13 protein-coding genes are annotated in these 15784 nt (G+C 44.5%); 3 read left to right on the top strand and 10 right to left on the bottom strand.

All coding sequences use genetic code 11. The features are described 5' to 3' along the window. Position 1 precedes the first annotated feature (1 nt). The 5 genes from CPG39_RS11995 to rpmH form a co-directional block, all read right to left on the bottom strand. On the bottom strand, positions 2 to 2791 hold the full coding sequence (locus CPG39_RS11995) for a type I restriction-modification enzyme R subunit C-terminal domain-containing protein (RefSeq protein WP_096293762.1): 2790 nt from the start codon (positions 2789 to 2791) through the stop codon (positions 2 to 4). Positions 2792 to 2890: 99 nt separating this feature from the next. Continuing rightward, a complete protein-coding gene (gene mnmE, locus CPG39_RS11990; protein WP_096293760.1) occupies positions 2891 to 4246 on the bottom strand; it encodes a tRNA uridine-5-carboxymethylaminomethyl(34) synthesis GTPase MnmE in 1356 nt (451 codons plus the stop codon). A 212-nt stretch (positions 4247 to 4458) separates the two neighbouring features. Then, positions 4459 to 6387, bottom strand: coding sequence for a membrane protein insertase YidC (gene yidC / locus CPG39_RS11985; RefSeq protein ID WP_096293759.1), 1929 nt, complete (start codon positions 6385 to 6387; stop codon positions 4459 to 4461). Positions 6388 to 6598: 211 nt separating this feature from the next. After that, entirely contained in the window at positions 6599 to 6901 is a 303-nt protein-coding gene (gene rnpA, locus CPG39_RS11980; RefSeq protein WP_231990450.1) for a ribonuclease P protein component, read from the bottom strand. Between the two features lie 97 nt (positions 6902 to 6998). Continuing rightward, positions 6999 to 7133 carry a 50S ribosomal protein L34 gene (gene rpmH / locus CPG39_RS11975; protein ID WP_013648467.1) on the bottom strand — a complete coding sequence of 45 codons (135 nt, stop codon included), beginning with the start codon at positions 7131 to 7133 and terminating at the stop codon, positions 6999 to 7001. Positions 7134 to 7608: 475 nt separating this feature from the next. Here rpmH and xseA point away from each other — a divergent pair, with 475 nt between their 5' ends. Both xseA and CPG39_RS11965 read left to right on the top strand, forming a co-directional pair. Then, complete coding sequence (xseA, locus tag CPG39_RS11970) at positions 7609 to 8961, top strand: exodeoxyribonuclease VII large subunit (protein ID WP_096293755.1); 1353 nt, start codon at positions 7609 to 7611, stop codon at positions 8959 to 8961. Between the two features lie 44 nt (positions 8962 to 9005). Then, positions 9006 to 9380 (top strand): DUF423 domain-containing protein, encoded by a 375-nt coding sequence (locus CPG39_RS11965; protein ID WP_096293753.1) that lies wholly within the window; start codon positions 9006 to 9008, stop codon positions 9378 to 9380. A gap of 158 nt (positions 9381 to 9538) precedes the next feature. Here the strand turns inward: CPG39_RS11965 and CPG39_RS11960 are convergent, their stop codons facing one another. Next, entirely contained in the window at positions 9539 to 9883 is a 345-nt protein-coding gene (locus CPG39_RS11960; RefSeq protein ID WP_096293751.1) for a hypothetical protein, read from the bottom strand. A 177-nt stretch (positions 9884 to 10060) separates the two neighbouring features. Here CPG39_RS11960 and CPG39_RS11955 point away from each other — a divergent pair, with 177 nt between their 5' ends. Further along, on the top strand, positions 10061 to 10579 hold the full coding sequence (locus CPG39_RS11955) for a disulfide bond formation protein B (RefSeq protein WP_096293749.1): 519 nt from the start codon (positions 10061 to 10063) through the stop codon (positions 10577 to 10579). Positions 10580 to 10591: 12 nt separating this feature from the next. On the opposite strand, the gene xerD is transcribed toward CPG39_RS11955, so the two are convergent. The 4 genes from xerD to nuoN form a co-directional block, all read right to left on the bottom strand. After that, entirely contained in the window at positions 10592 to 11503 is a 912-nt protein-coding gene (xerD, locus tag CPG39_RS11950; RefSeq protein ID WP_096293747.1) for a site-specific tyrosine recombinase XerD, read from the bottom strand. Further along, positions 11490 to 11993 (bottom strand): methylated-DNA--[protein]-cysteine S-methyltransferase, encoded by a 504-nt coding sequence (locus CPG39_RS11945; RefSeq protein ID WP_096293746.1) that lies wholly within the window; start codon positions 11991 to 11993, stop codon positions 11490 to 11492. Before CPG39_RS11945 ends, xerD begins: the two co-directional genes overlap by 14 nt. A gap of 158 nt (positions 11994 to 12151) precedes the next feature. Then, positions 12152 to 14062 (bottom strand): molecular chaperone HtpG, encoded by a 1911-nt coding sequence (gene htpG / locus CPG39_RS11940; protein ID WP_096293744.1) that lies wholly within the window; start codon positions 14060 to 14062, stop codon positions 12152 to 12154. 247 nt (positions 14063 to 14309) lie between these two features. Further along, entirely contained in the window at positions 14310 to 15752 is a 1443-nt protein-coding gene (gene nuoN, locus CPG39_RS11935; protein WP_096293742.1) for an NADH-quinone oxidoreductase subunit NuoN, read from the bottom strand. Between the last annotated feature and the right edge of the window lie 32 nt (positions 15753 to 15784).

Here is a 15784-nt window from a genome sequence, read left to right as displayed (position 1 = left end):
TTTACCCCACCAACACCTCATTCAATTCATCCAGCAGCGGCTCCATCTTCGCCCCAAACAACTGATGCATCCTGCCCAATCCGCCTTGAGCATCAAACGGCGCCATTTCCAGGTCGTCGCGATCGATGTGGAACGAGTTGGCAACGTGGTCGCGGATCATGTGCAGCCAGCGCACTTGCTCTTCGTTGAATTTTTCGCCGCTGCCGGCGTGGTGTTGCATGATCCAACTTTGGAAATTGCGGCGCACGGTGTCGTCGAAGGGGGTTAGGGTTTTGTCCCAGCCACATACCTGGCGAATCAGCGCGACTAGTGCCGTAAGTTCATTGACTGGATTCCCGCCTGCGCGGGAATGACGGAATTCTAGTTGTTGGTACGCTCGCCACACACGCAGTGGCGCAAGCTTCGGTTGATCGGTTTTAAGTTTATCCAGCACTTGGCGGATCAGCGCGTAACTCAGTTCGCGCCGCCGGTACGGCTGGGTGAAAAAGATCGTCAGCGCGGTGATCTGGTCTTGGTGCGTTCTTAAGTATTCGGCGAATTCGTCGGTCAATGCTTGTGCGTGGCTGGCGGCGTCTTTGTCCCATCCGGCGTGCACCAATTTGTCAAGGTTGCCGTGGTCGATGGTTTGTTCCTTGTCGCGGCGAATGCTGTCGATCAGTTCGACCAGTTCGCCGTTCAGTACGCGAGCCGCTTCGCCGACCAATTGCCGTTGCGCAAGTTCTCTTTTTGCATCGCCGGGATCAGTGCCGATGGGTTGTGCGGAGAGTTGCAGTGCTTTGGCTTCGATATTGTCGACATCGATGGCGGCGAACAATTTGCCGACCAATTGCGTAAGTTCCATGCCCGCCAGATCGCGGATGCGGCGCTGGTCGTCAGCATCCAGTTGCTTGTTGAGCCGCGCCAGACGTCCGGCTAAGGAGCTGATGGTATCTTCGTCGGCAGCACCCATCATCACTCGCATTGCCAGATCTTTCAGTGTTACTCTGGGCTGGGCGATGAGCGGCTGGTTGGCGGTTTTGAGCGAGCGGGTGACGCCGATGGCGTCAACGATGACGTAATGCGTTTTGGCGCTGACTGCGGACGGCATGACTTTTTTCAGATCGTCCAGATCCAGTGTGCGCGTGCCGCGGCCTTTCATTTGCTCGAAATAGTTGCGGCTTTTCACGCCGCGCATGAACAGCAGGCATTCCAGCGGCTTCACGTCGGTACCGGTGGCGATCATGTCGACGGTAACGGCGATGCGCGGCAGGTAGTCGTTACGGAATTGCGCCAACACCGACTTGGGGTCTTCGTCGATTTTGTACGTCAGTTTCTTACAGAAAGCGTTGCTTTCGGCGAATTCCTCACGCACCATTTGGATGATGTCGTCGGCGTGGCTGGCGGTTTTGGCGAAGATCAATGTTTTCGGCACTTCGCGCCGGTCCGGAAAGATCTCCGGCCATTTGTCGCGGAACGCGCGGATCACGGTGCGGATCTGATCTGGATTGACGATGCTGCGATCCAGTTGGGTAGCGGAGTAGGTTTCGTCTTCGTCCTGCATTTCCCAGCGTTTCTTGCGCGTCAGTTTCTCGCGTTTTTCCACTTGCTGCCTGGCGGCAAGCTGCGCACCTTGTTGCGTGATCTGCGTTTCGATCAGGTACACCTCGTTGCCGACGTTGACACCATCGGCGACGGCTTTTTCGTGGCTGTACTCGCTGACCACATTTTTGTTGAAAAAACCGTAGGTGCGGTTATTCGGCGTAGCAGTGAGGCCGATCAGGCTGGCGTCGAAATAATCCAGCACTTGCTGCCACAGGTTATAGATCGAGCGGTGGCACTCATCGATGAAAATGAAATCGAAGAATTCCGGCGGGACTTTTTCGTTGTAAACCACCGGTAGCGGCGCTTTGGATTGCATCAATTCCGCCGGATTGATTTGCTCTGTAGCTTCATCCAGTTCACTGCCTTTAAGGATCGAGTACAGCCGTTGGATGGTACTAATGTAAACCACGCTGTTGGTAGGAATGTAAGACGATTTCAAACGTTGCGTGGCGTAGATTTCGGTAAATTTGCGGTTGTCGTCGAGCGGCACGTACGACATCATTTCCTGTTCGGCCTGTTCGCCAAGATTGCGGGTATCGACCAGAAACAAAATGCGCCGAGCATCGGCGTATTTGAGCAACCGGTACATTGCGGTAATCGCGGTGTAAGTTTTTCCCGCACCGGTCGCCATTTGAATCAACGCGCGCGGGCGACCTTCACGGAATGAGATTTCCAGATTGGCAATGGCGGTTTCCTGGCAGTTGCGCAGATGCAGCGCATGGGCGGTTAAATGATCCGGGTTAAGCAACGGAATGTGTTGCAAACGCTGGCGCAGGCTGGCATCTTGCGCAATCCATGCTTTGAGCATTTCGGGGCGGTGAAAATTGAACACTTCGCGCGAGCGCGGCTTGGGATCTCGGCCATCGGTGAAGCGCGTAATGATGCCGGTGCTTTCGTACAGGAACGGCAACGTTTTGGTGTTGCTGATCCACTTTAACCGGGCGCTGGCGTAGCCTTCGGTCTGCTGCTCCACTTCGGTGATTTTATGTCCCAGATCCGCCTTTTTGGCTTCGATCACGCCCACCGCTTTTTTGTCTACAAACAGCACGTAATCCGCCGGGCCGACGTCGGTCTGGTATTCACGTACCGCTTGCCCTAACCCGGCATTCAGATCGATTTTCCGGGCGGATTGAACTACCCAGCCCGCTTGGTTGAGTTGCATGTCGATATGGTCGCGGGCTTTTTGTTCCGGATTCTGGTTGAGCGTCATATAACAACAACTGAGTGACAAAACAGTATTTGATCATAACACGCCGCTTGAATATATCTTAAACTCGGCTAAACTTCGCGGATCGCAGCGGAATTGAAGCTATTTGCCAATGCAAAAATGCGAAAAAATTTCCCCCAGCAGGTCATCCGCCGTAAATTGACCTGTAATAGTTGATAGTGCGGTTTGCGCCAACCTAAGTTCTTCGGCAATAAGCTCCAGTTGGTATTCGTTTTCAGTATATTCCAGCGCATTTTGCAAATGTGCGCTTGCTTGTGTCAACGCCTCCAAATGACGCTGCCTGGCCATGAATATCCCTTCACCGGCATGATTAAATTGCCAGCCTGCCAGGTGCAAAATCTTTTGTCGCAGCAATTCAATACCTGCACCGGTTTTGGCCGAAAGATGAATGCTGCTGTTATGTTCATCCCCTTCCATCTTGGGATTCTCATTGCGCAAGTCAATTTTGTTGAACACGGTGATTTGGGGTTTGTCATCAGGAATGTATTGTTTTATCGGATCAGGAGCGGCTGGCTGGTGTTGACTGCTATCTAGCAACCGAAGCACCAGGTTGGCGCGCTTAATCGCAGCCAGCGTTCGCTCAATGCCTTTCTGTTCGACAATGTCACCGGTTTCTCTCAGTCCGGCAGTATCTATAATATGAATTGGCATCCCGCCCAGGGTAATGGTGCGTTGAATGGTATCCCGAGTGGTTCCGGGTATTTCCGTAACAATGGCGGCGTCTTCTTCGACCAATTGATTCAACAAACTGGACTTGCCGACATTCGGCGCTCCCGCCAAAACGATCCGGATGCCTTCTTGCAGCAAATTGCCCTGCCGTGCACCGGAAAGTGTTTGTTCCAACTGCGCAACAATATGATCCAGTTTTTCGCGAATTTGCAAAGCCTTCAAGTTGTCGATCTCATCTTCCGGGAAGTCCAGAGTTGCTTCAATCAGCATCCGCAGCGTGATCAACAAACCAACCAGTGTTTCGATCCTGGCGGAGAAATGACCCTGCAAAGAATTGACCGCACAGCGCGCTGCTTCCTGCGTACTGGCTTCGATGAGGGCAGCGACGCTCTCGGCCTGAACCAAATCGATTTTATTATTGAGATAAGCACGCAGTGTAAATTCACCGGGTTGCGCTAAACGAGCGCCAGCACTGAGACAGCTTTTGAGTAATAAATTTATGACCGCCGGACCACCATGCCCATGCAGCTCGAGCACATCTTCACCCGTATACGAATGAGGCCCCGGAAAATAAAGCACAATACCTTGATCGACGATTTGTCCCTCGGCATTCAGAAACTTACCAAGGCTGGCATGGCGTGGTTTAGGGAGCTTGCCAAGAATTACTTGGGCGAGTTTTGCCAGGTTATTGCCGGAAATGCGAATTACGCCGATTCCACCGTACCCGGGTGGTGTCGCAATGGCTGCAATGATATCAGGGCTAACTATGTATCAACTCCCTAACAGACCGCTGAAAAACCATCTGCGTTACTGCTGCGGTATAAAAACAGGCGAGGAAACGCAGCTTATGCTTAATAAGTGAGCATTTCGAGCCTGTTTTTGCCTTGCATCAACTGCCTCGATAACGTTTTTTAACGATCTTGTAATGACGGTATGAGTGGTTACGCTCCGGTTATCCAGCAGATAACCGGCAATCATGATTATTTTTTCTTTGTTTTCTTAGCAATCGAATTGCTCTTTGGTTTTACAGGTGCCTTACTTCTACCCGAAACAGCTGTTTGCTTTATCTGCGGTTTTTCATTCTTATCTGCACTTCCTGCAGATACCGCTTCGACCGGAGCAATATTCGCTTCCGCATTTTCAACAGAAGCCGTCAACTGAAGATTTTCTTTAACGGGTTCCGGACCATTTTTAATTTTCTTCTTATTTTTATCTTTATTGGCTTCCTCCTCAGCTTTATTCTCATACATGCGCGTGATCTGCCATTGTTGCGCGATGGAAAGAATATTGTTGCAAAGCGAATAAAGCACAAGTCCTGCCGGGAAAAAGAAGAAGAAAATACTGAACGCAATCGGCATAATCTGCATTACTTTTGCTTGTATTGGATCAGCGGGGGTGGGGCTAAGTTTTGATTGAATCCACATCGATACGCCCATGATTACTGGAAGCACATAATAGGGATCGGGTACCGACATATCAGTTATCCACAGCGCTAGTGGCGCGTAACGTAATTCGACAGCAGCCAATAATGTCCAGAATAATGCAATAAATACGGGAATCTGAACCAATATGGGCAAACATCCACCCATGGGATTGATTTTCTCTTCCTTGTAAAACTCCATCATGGCCTGATGCATACGCTGACGATCACTCGCGTATTGTTCGCGAATACGTTGCAGTTTAGGGGTCACGACCCGCAATTTGGCCATCGAGCGATAGCCCGCGGCGGATAACGGAAAGAAAATCAGCTTGACCGTCAGGGTAAGAAGAATAATTGCGATACCCCAGTTATCCGTCCAGGAATGATAAAAAGAAAGGAGCCAGAATAGCGGTTTGGCTAGCACGGTCAGCCATCCGTAATCTACTGTCAACTCGAGTCCTGGAGCCAATTCAGCTAATTTATTCTGTTCTTGCGGACCTGCATAAAAAGGCATCGAAATGTTTTTAACCTGATCCGGCTCCACAGCGCCAACAGGAGCAATAACACCGGCAGTATATTGGTTGGGAGCCAATCGTTTGGCAAAATATTCCCGAGGCGAACCGGGTTCAGGCAGCCAAGCAGTGAGGAAATAATGCTCCAGCATGGCTATCCATCCATTATCCGCATTGGTTGGATATTCCGCTTTGTTCTTATCCAAATCCGAGAATTTAATTTTCAGAAATTTTTCATCATCCGTATACATTGCGGCACCGGTATAAGAATGAACCAAGGCACCAGCTCCCACGGGCTCATTAGGATCCCGCAACATCTGGAAGTAAGAAAACGGAATGATCGCCGCTTCGCTATGATTGGCGATCTCAAATTCAACATCAATGACATAGCTGCCGCGATGAAAGGTATATATTTTTGTAACCTGTATACCATCCGTTTCGGGTGCCACGAGCCGTACCACAACCTTTTCCTGATCGGGTTCCAGCTGATAGGAATACTTATTGTCCTCTACGGTATATTTTGTTTTGTGATTGGGCAATCCGTCACCAATCAGTCCGGATTGGGCGACTTGAAACCGCGCAGTTTTATCCAATAAAAGCTCGTAGGGCTTATTGATATCTTCCCGGGATGGATGCTCGATCAAACCCAGTTGCCGGATATCACCACCCGCGGTATCAATCTCAGCAATAACCATGTCCGTTTTGACCTGAATCTTTTCACCCATAGGGAACAGATTAGGTGTTACAGAGGGACTGACACCTTCTATTCCTAAAGCAGCGCTGGATTCAGCTGCTGAAGCAGCCAATTCATCTCCGGGAACCGGCAGAGGATCATGACGTTGATTGGAAGACTCTGTTGAGGTTGCTCCAGGCATTACTTGTGAGCTGGGAGGGTATAATTCTTTTTGCCAGGCATCCCACAAAAACAGTAATGAGGTGGAAAAAATGATGATGAGTAGAAGTTTTTTTGTTTCCATTATTTTTCAATCAAGTTGGTTTTCTCGATAAGGCTATCCACGTACTACTTGCTCCAGGAAATGCACTTAGCACATGACATATAATCAATCGTGGCCCAAATATCAGCCAGATATTTTCGTATGCTTCGCATGCATATTGCGAATAAATTGAGCTGAATCGGTATATAGTCACCAGGATAGGAGTCTTGCAATGTCGATAAAATTTTTTATGCTAATTATTAATCGTAACATCGCTTAATTCGAGCATTATTAATTGCATTTCGGTGACCAATCCTTTGGATTCACTTTTGATCATAGGGCGTCTTAATCGTATTAACCAATCCATTTCTTTTATTTTTTCGCGGCCCCGTTTTCTCCGAAATGTTTCTCGCAAAATACGTTTAATCCGGTTACGCCGAGTTGCATGGTGTTCAAATTTTTTTGAAACAATCAACCCTAGACGCGCGTAACCCAGTCCATTCGGTTTTGTATAAATTTGAAGTAAATCCCCACTGATCTGACACTTAGAATTAATTATTGCAGAAAATTCCGAGGCTTTGTGTAATCTACAATTCTTTGGTAAAGATTGAATTTCAGCAAATCTAAAAATAAAAAATATAACCCAAAATTATTTAAACACTCAATCGAGCCCGGCCTTTTGCACGACGAGCACGGATTATCGCGGCACCACTCCGCGTTCTCATACGCACTAGAAATCCATGAGTACGTTTTCTTTTAGTTACTGAAGGCTGATAAGTACGTTTCATTTGACGCTCCTGTGAATATTATTTTATCAATAGAACCGCGTATTACAACTTGTTATGGGGTTAAATGTCAATATTCTTTTCAAAGAAAATCAATATTGTTCTTTTGAGGAGCAAGATTAACAGATAAGGAAATAGGTTAATAGTTTTAATTTGGCTGAGCTGCCATAACAAGTATCTAATGCCTATCAAGGTGCAATTTACGCGAATACGACGACAATTTACGTGTAACTACAATGATCATCGCATGCAGTCTTGCCTCTCAAACTATGAAAACTTATATGGCAACATGTTTGATTCAAGTTATCGCTGAAACATTCCAGCGATGGGTTAGGGGCAATGCAGTGATAGAATACATATTAAAATTTTTAACCAAGCCAGACAGAATCGAGCTTGAATACTCTAATTCCTCAAATAGCTTTGATACTTATTTCAGAGTATTAGAAGATACTCATCCATACAAATCCTACCCGTCAAAATGAATCTGTTCTTCCCAAACAACCCGGTGCACAAGATATTGACAGTCAGCGAGTTAAACAATAATACCAAACAGTTACTGGAACATAATATTCCATTATTATGGATTAAAGGCGAAATATCCAATCTAAAGCGCTATCAATCAGGTCATTGGTATTTTTCTCTTAAGGATAATCAAGCGCAAGTACGTTGCGTGTTATTCAGTCACAAGAATCAATTTATTGATTGGCGCCCCATAGATGGCATGCAAGTGGAAGTGCTTGCATTGGTCACTCTATATGAGCCGCGCGGTGATTTTCAGCTTAATGTGGAAACTATGCGGCGCGCGGGGCTAGGAGAGTTATTTGCAGCGTTTGAAACACTTAAATCCAAGTTGCAACAAGCCGGGTTATTCAATCCCGAGAAGAAAAAACCATTGCCTACCTTTCCCCAACAAGTCGGCATCATTACTTCCCTGGATACTGCAGCACTACAAGATGTCTTATCGACCTTACAACGCCGCATGCCCTCCTTGTCGATCATTATTTACCCCACCCTGGTACAGGGAAAAACAGCCGCTAATAGCATTGCAGAAATCATTAAAACAGCGTGTCAACGAACAGAATGTGATGTACTGATACTTTGCCGCGGCGGTGGCAGCATTGAAGATTTATGGGCATTTAATGAAGAAACTGTAGCGCGTGCTATTGATTCTTGCTCAATTCCCCTTATCAGCGGCATTGGGCACGAAACAGATTTTACCATTGCTGATTTTGTTGCAGACATGCGCGCCCCTACACCTACTGCAGCAGCAGAGTTGGTTAGCAAGGACTGGATAGAATTGAGCCATCGATTGAATATATTGCATCAGCGCATGTACCGTACCACTTTGCATCGTATCGAACACGCCATGCAGCAAGTGGACCTTCTGTCACACCGATTAATTTATCCTGGGGACAAAATCAAACAACAAGTCATTCATCAACAACATTTGCAAGACCGGCTCATTAAAACATGGGTACATCAGTTGGAAAAAAGACAATGGAAATTGCTCGATTTCAATCAACGGTTAATGGCAGCACGTCCACGGGTTACCCGATTACAAGAACAACACGATGAATTGGTTTCACGTTTATGCTATGCCTATTCCCGTTATTCCGAAATATTGTTTTCCGGGTTAAGACATTTACAGATACAGTTATTCCATCTAAACCCGCAATCAATACTGGAACGAGGTTATAGTATCGCTCATTCCAAGGACGGCACTATCATTCGTAGCAGCAAACAAATTCATTCCGGGGATAGAATTAAGGTAAAATTCGCACGAGGAATATGTAAAGCAGATGTCATCATGACCAACGATTCCGACCAATAGTCGATAGCTTCCTCTCCATATTTAACAATAACAAAGAGATCTCGATGTCAAGAACTTTTCTAATTATAGGCATATTGAATGCATTTTTATGCATCGCATTAGGCGCCTTCGGTGCGCATGGATTGAAAAGAATGTTATCAGCCGATATGCTTTCGGTATATCACACTGGCGTGCAATATCATTTTTATCACGCTTTTGGAATCATCGTGATCGGCCTGCTTCTGCTGCATTTCCCCAAGTCTCGTTTAATGCCAATATCCGGTTGGTTAATGATGATTGGCATTGTTTTGTTCAGCTTCAGTCTTTATGCGCTTAGCATAACTGATATGCGTACCCTCGGCATGATCACACCCTTTGGCGGCATTTCATTCCTCACCGCTTGGGCTTTACTTGCATATGCAATCTGGAGGGAAAAATAACGGATGGGATCACCTCGGTATTTGTATGCTATAAAAATAAGCTATTTTTCTCAAAAAAACCTTCATAATCCTGTACGAATTATGAAGGTATTGGTATTTCAGAATGTGATAACCCAAACTATTCGTTAACTTGTTATAAACAAATATAATCCCCTGATCTATTCTGCCATTTTCCTATGGGCGGCAGCCATATCCTCATTTTGTTTTGCAGCTTTAGTATATTCTCTTAATAGAGCTTCATGATGTGCATGGAATTCTTGCCCTGCCCGACCGTAGTATTCACTGTGTTCTTCATACTCTCTTAGCATCTCTCTTTGTTCTTCTGCTTTTGCATTCATTTCCTTGGATTCCTTTTCGTAATGCTCGGCTAATTTGATATGATAGAGATTGGTTCCTACACTCGATTTAGCTTCACCGGCATTTTCTGATTTTCCAGCCAAGGATACACTTGAAACCAGAAAAGTAAGAATAATTAGAACCAAGAAATATAACCTTGCTTGCATGGTGAATCTCCTTGAATTGATGATTGAAAAAAATTCCACAACTACTACAGACATGCTACCAGATAAATAAATCTATACTTTATATTTATATCGAGTATTGTTCCGAAACCTTGTTTCAAATTGGTATTTTTCTTGTTTGTTCATCATAGCAAATTGTACGATTTCCACAAACGATTTATGGATAAACTATCCCATCAATTAGATTCCGTTAATAAAAAACCAATGAGATTATTCTTTCTATTCATCTTACTAGTTTGTATCGGACTTCTGAGCTACGCCCAATATCTACAACATGTAAAAGGCTTATTACCTTGCCCGCTTTGTGTTGCACAGCGTCTGGCATATTGGTCATTGGCATTGACAGCATTTATTGCTCTTCTTCATAACCCTAAATCCTTTGGGCGTCACCTCTATAGTTTATTGATAGTTATACTTGCGTTCATGGGAACAATCATTGCAGCACGACATGCCTGGTTGATTCGATATCCGGAATCGTTTGAATGTGGTATCAGCCCTGAAGAAGTCTTGCTGAACTCATTGCCCATCGCCAATTGGTGGCCTGGAATGTTTGAGGCTAATGGAGATTGCGCTAATGTTGATTGGATATTTTTATCGTTGACAATCCCTGATTGGTCGTTGTCTGCGTTTATTGGCATTGGAATTGTGGCGCTTTATCCTTTATTGACCAGAAGATAGTCAAATTTCGGATTATCCGCGTGGATGATGCTTGGCGTGAAGCTGTTTAAGACGTTCTCGTGCAATATGTGTGTAAATTTGTGTGGTTGATATATCCGCATGCCCCAATAGTAATTGCACAACGCGCAAATCAGCACCATGATTTAACAAATGAGTGGCAAATGCGTGGCGTAACGTGTGTGGCGATAACTGTTTGGCGATGCCCACCAATTGCGCGTACCTTTTGATAAGGTACCAAAAAGCTTGGCGTGTCATAGCGGCACCACGAGTTGTCACAAATATGGTATCCGTAACGATACCATTTAGCAGCAGAGGCCTCGCCTCTTTAGTATAACGGTTCAACCATTGGAGTGATTCTTCTCCCACTGGCGCAAGGCGCTCTTTTCTGCCCTTACCCATGACCCGCAATACCCCCATATCCATGCTGACTTGCGAATACTTAAGGTTGATCAATTCCGATACCCGTAATCCACTAGCATACAAAGCTTCAAGCATGGCACGATCGCGCAAGCCAAGCGGCTGCGCAAGATCCGGTGCACTTAGCAGCAGATCAACTTCTTTTTCTGAGAGACTTTCCGGCAAGTGGCGTTGCAGTTTAGGCGTTTCAATATTAAGACTTGGGTCAATTGCAATTTTCCCCTGGCGCAGTAGAAATCGATAAAAACGCTTTAAACTGGATAACTCTCGGCTCGTAGTACTGGCTTTCATCTTAGCTGCAACTCTAGATGCAAGAAATTCCAGCAGATCAGAATTTGTCGCCTCGGTTAACTTACTATTACTCGGATTACGTCTCTTCAACCATTCACTAAAAAGTTGCAGATCATTGCGATAGCTGTCCAGTGTATTACGCGACAAGCCATCTTCGAGCCATAAAGCATCAGAAAACTCATCCAGAAGTCCAGCATTTAACTCAGGAACTCTCATGTTGTAACAACCAACGTTTAATCTCTAAAGGATTTCCTTCACTCGCATTCATAAAACCTCCTATTCCACCACTCTTGGAAATAACCCGGTGACACGGTATGACAATCGGGATACGATTGGCACCGCACGCTCCACCTACCGCTCTAGGTGCTGAATGCAGTTGCGTTGCTATTTCTGCATAGCTACTGGTCTTTCCGCATGGAATAGCTTGAATAGCATGCCAAACACGCTGCTGATGCACCGTGCCATGGATATGCAAACACAAGTCAAATGTAAAATTTGACTCATTCAAGTAAGCGAGCAATTGCCTACATACTTCTTTTGCCAACCCAGTTTGTGGTGCCAGAAGTGGTGTATCAACCGGCAAATAATCAATGTTAGTAAGCCAATCCTCTTCTGTTTTAATACCTAAAACTGCGAAGGGTGCCAGTAACTTCGCCTGGTAGGTTTTTACTGAATCGATTGCCTGATTATTCTTCGGTCTCACCATCGGCTTGTTTGATTTTACTCACAGAATTTATAACACCACACTTTACCTGTCCGAAAAATGGACATTCGAGATAACCAGAAGTTTCACATTTCAGCTTCAATTCTCCAGCATCTCTATGACTTGTTCAGGGAATATTCTCATACAATATCTGCAATACTTTAAGACTTTAACAGTAACAAGTCGTTGAGTCTTTTGACAAACGCAGCTGGATCTTCGAGCTGACCGCCTTCAGCCAGTAAAGCTTGATCAAACAATATCTGACTCCAATCCTCAAAATTTTCCGCTTCAGTATTTAATCTTTGCACCATTGGATGATGTGGGTTAATTTCCAGTATTGGTTTGGTATGTTGTATTTTTTGCCCAGCCGATTTCAATAATCTTTCCAAATTACCACCCATATCGTAAGTGTCCGCTACCAGGCAGGCGGGAGATTCAGTCAAGCGGAACGTGACACGCACATCTTTTACTTGTTCACTGAGTGTCTCTTTCATTTTCTCAGTCAATCCTTGGAAAGCATTGGTTTCTTTCTCGCGTTCTTCTTTCTCAGTCGCATCTTCCAAGTTTCCCAAATCCAACCCCCCCTTAGCTACTGATTGTAGGGGCTTTCCTTCGAACTCCGTTAGATTGCTCACCAGCCATTCATCAACACGATCCGATAATAAGAATACTTCAATGCCCTTTTTGCGAAAAACCTCAAGATGTGGGCTGTTTTTAGCCGCCTTGAGACTATCCGCAGTCACATAATAAATTTTTTCTTGACCTTCTTTCATTCGTTGCAGATAGGTTTCCAAAGAAACTGTCGGTTCATCGGAATCACTGCTTGTTGTAACAAAACGTAATAGCTTGGCAATGCGTTCACGATTAGAAAAATCTTCCCCTACACCTTCTTTTAGAACCTGGCCAAATTCCCGATAGAATGTCTTGTATTTTTCTTTATCGTCATCGTCTTCGTGTTTTGATAAATCTTCAATTAATCCCAGAACTTTCTTGACCACACCCGCCCTGATTGAATCAATATCTCTGGATTCCTGCAAAATTTCTCGTGACACATTCAAAGGTAAATTATTCGAATCAATCACGCCTCGTACAAAACGCAAATAATTAGGCAATAGCTTTTCCGCATCATCCATGATGAAAACCCGTTGCACGTATAATTTAATCCCGTGGCGGCGCTCACGATCAAATAAATCAAAAGGTGCTCGAGCGGGAATATATAGCAACTGTGTATAATCTTGCTTACCTTCTACTCGTGCGTGTACATAAGCAAGCGGAGGCTCAAAATCATGCGCCACATGTTTATAGAACTCATTATACTGTTCTGCAGTAATTTCATTCTTTGGGCGCGCCCATAATGCATTCGCCTGATTGATGGTTTCATCTTCATCAAGAATTTTATTTTTACTTTCTTCTTGCGACCATTCCTCCTTTCTCATCACAATTGGCAAGGTAATATGATCTGAATATTTCCGAATAATATTACGAATTCTCATTCCATTCAGAAACTCATCCTCTTCCTTGCGTAAATGCAGAATTATTTCGGTTCCACGCGTTGATTTATCAACAGTTTCCAACGTGTAATCACCTTCGCCGCTAGACTCCCACTTCACACCATGTTCCGCAGTCAATCCGGCACGTCTGGTAGTCAAGGTCACTTTGTCAGCAATAATGAAAGCTGAATAAAATCCTACACCAAATTGACCAATCAAATGCGCATCTTTGACTTGATCGCCCGTTAATGAATTAAAAAATTCGCGGGTACCTGATTTTGCAATAGTTCCTATATGATCAATAACCTCCTGGCGGGACATGCCGATACCATTATCAGATATGGAGATAGTTCGCTCATTAATATCATAACTAACGAGAATTCTAAGATCGGAGTCCGACTCATAAAGTGCAGCATCCGTAAGAGCTTCAAAACGTAATTTGTCTGCCGCATCAGAAGCATTTGAAATCAGTTCGCGCAAAAATATTTCCTTATTACTATATAAGGAATGAATCATTAATTTTAGTAATTGCTTTGCTTCCGCTTGAAAACTTAATTGTTCTTTAGTTGTTGCATCCTGCATGTTTGCCTCCTTAAATGTTTTGCCTAGATATGGGATTTAAACTGAAGAATTCAAGCTAATTGATCATAGATCGATTATAGAGCTTATCATGATGTTATCTAAACAAACTCTTTTCATAATCGATAACTCAAGGAATATCGTTAAAATACTCCAGTTCGGCAAGATAAGAAATTTACTTTGATTTTCTGTGAGATGTAGTTACGTCACAACAGAGGATTTCTCGAAAAAACGCTCTGTCTATTGTTAACTACATAGAATTTTGGATTGCATAAAGACTTAACCCCATGAGTCCCTGTGGGAATATGCCTAATGCTAAAACTGCAAAACCATTAGCGCTCAATAAAATTCTAACATCACTATTAGAAACGAGAGGTTCTATAGTTTCCGGATCATCAAAATACATTAATTTGATAATACGCAAATAATAAAAAGCGCCGATCAACGAAAATACCACTGCCATCACAGCCAGCCAAATATAGCCAGCATTGACAACTGCCTGCAACACAGCAAATTTTGCATAAAACCCAATCATAGGTGGAATACCTGCCAGTGATAACATCAATAACAGTGCAATGAATGCATACCAGGAATTCCTCTTGCTAAGCCCCTTAAAGTCATCAATGTTTTCGGCTTCAAATCCGCATCGGCACAACAACATAATCAGGGCAAAAGTACCAAGAGTCATCAAGACATAAGCAATGATATAAAACAAAGCCGAGCTATAACCATTTGCATCAGCGCTAATAAATCCAAGCAACAAAAAGCCCATATGCGAAATAGTCGAATAAGCTAGCATGCGCTTGATATTTGTTTGCGCTATCGCCGCAATATTACCCACCGCCATAGACAAAACGGACAAAATGACCAGCATGCCTTGCCAGTCAGTAACCATTTCACTCATTCCTTCTATTAATAGCCGCATTACAAAACCAAATGCCGCTAATTTTGGTGCAGAGCCTATAAATAGTGTTATCGCAGTCGGCGAGCCCTGATAAACATCCGGTGCCCACATATGAAAAGGGGCTGCACTAAGCTTAAAAGCAATACCTGCCACAATAAAAACCAATCCGACAACGAGCACTTCTTTACTACTTGCGCCGCTTTGAATAACTTGTGCAAGCTGAGATACATGAAGCGTTCCTGTCGCTCCATAGACCATAGACATGCCATACAGTAAAAAACCTGATGCCAATGCGCCCAACACAAAGAACTTCATAGCTGCCTCTGTCGCCACCAAGGAATCACGCCTTAATGCCACTAATGCATAAAGTGATAAGGAAAGCAATTCCAGACCGATATATAGAGTCAGGAAATGACTGGCTGATATCATAACCATCATGCCCAGAGTTGCAAATAGTATTAAACTAAAAAATTCTCCTTTCAACATTCCACGATCACTTATATAGGAATGTGAATATACAAGTGCAGCTGATACCGTACCATAAACCATCAATTTTAGAATGTCGGCCATGGAATCATCGATGAACATACCGTGAAAAGTTAGCGTTGATTCAGTGGAAAATGATATGAAGGTAAGTATCGTACAACCCAGCAGCGTAGTTTGTGTCAACAAATATGCAATATAGCGCCTATCGCCAGCGGCAAGATCTGCAAGCATTACCACGCACACCATGATAAGCATAAATATCTCGGACGAGGCTGGCGCAAAATCAGGTGGTATAAAATTCATTAACTCATTATCCTTATAACAGGAACGATCAC

The sequence above is a fragment of the Nitrosomonas ureae genome (genome assembly GCF_900206265.1).
Taxonomy (GTDB): domain Bacteria; phylum Pseudomonadota; class Gammaproteobacteria; order Burkholderiales; family Nitrosomonadaceae; genus Nitrosomonas; species Nitrosomonas ureae_C.
Note: the sequence above shows the minus strand (reverse complement) of the source record. Positions and strands in the feature narration are given on the sequence as shown.

Excerpts from the sequence above, each read along its gene's own strand:
- CPG39_RS11995 (WP_096293762.1), bottom strand. The coding sequence starts at position 2,791 with ATGACGCTCAACCAGAATCCGGAACAAAAAGCCCGCGACCATATCGAC.
- yidC (WP_096293759.1), bottom strand. The coding sequence starts at position 6,387 with ATGGAAACAAAAAAACTTCTACTCATCATCATTTTTTCCACCTCATTA.
- rpmH (WP_013648467.1), bottom strand. The coding sequence starts at position 7,133 with ATGAAACGTACTTATCAGCCTTCAGTAACTAAAAGAAAACGTACTCAT.
- xseA (WP_096293755.1), top strand. The coding sequence starts at position 7,609 with ATGAATCTGTTCTTCCCAAACAACCCGGTGCACAAGATATTGACAGTC.
- CPG39_RS11965 (WP_096293753.1), top strand. The coding sequence starts at position 9,006 with ATGTCAAGAACTTTTCTAATTATAGGCATATTGAATGCATTTTTATGC.
- CPG39_RS11960 (WP_096293751.1), bottom strand. The coding sequence starts at position 9,883 with ATGCAAGCAAGGTTATATTTCTTGGTTCTAATTATTCTTACTTTTCTG.
- CPG39_RS11955 (WP_096293749.1), top strand. The coding sequence starts at position 10,061 with ATGGATAAACTATCCCATCAATTAGATTCCGTTAATAAAAAACCAATG.
- xerD (WP_096293747.1), bottom strand. The coding sequence starts at position 11,503 with ATGAGAGTTCCTGAGTTAAATGCTGGACTTCTGGATGAGTTTTCTGAT.
- CPG39_RS11945 (WP_096293746.1), bottom strand. The coding sequence starts at position 11,993 with ATGGTGAGACCGAAGAATAATCAGGCAATCGATTCAGTAAAAACCTAC.
- htpG (WP_096293744.1), bottom strand. The coding sequence starts at position 14,062 with ATGCAGGATGCAACAACTAAAGAACAATTAAGTTTTCAAGCGGAAGCA.
- nuoN (WP_096293742.1), bottom strand. The coding sequence starts at position 15,752 with ATGAATTTTATACCACCTGATTTTGCGCCAGCCTCGTCCGAGATATTT.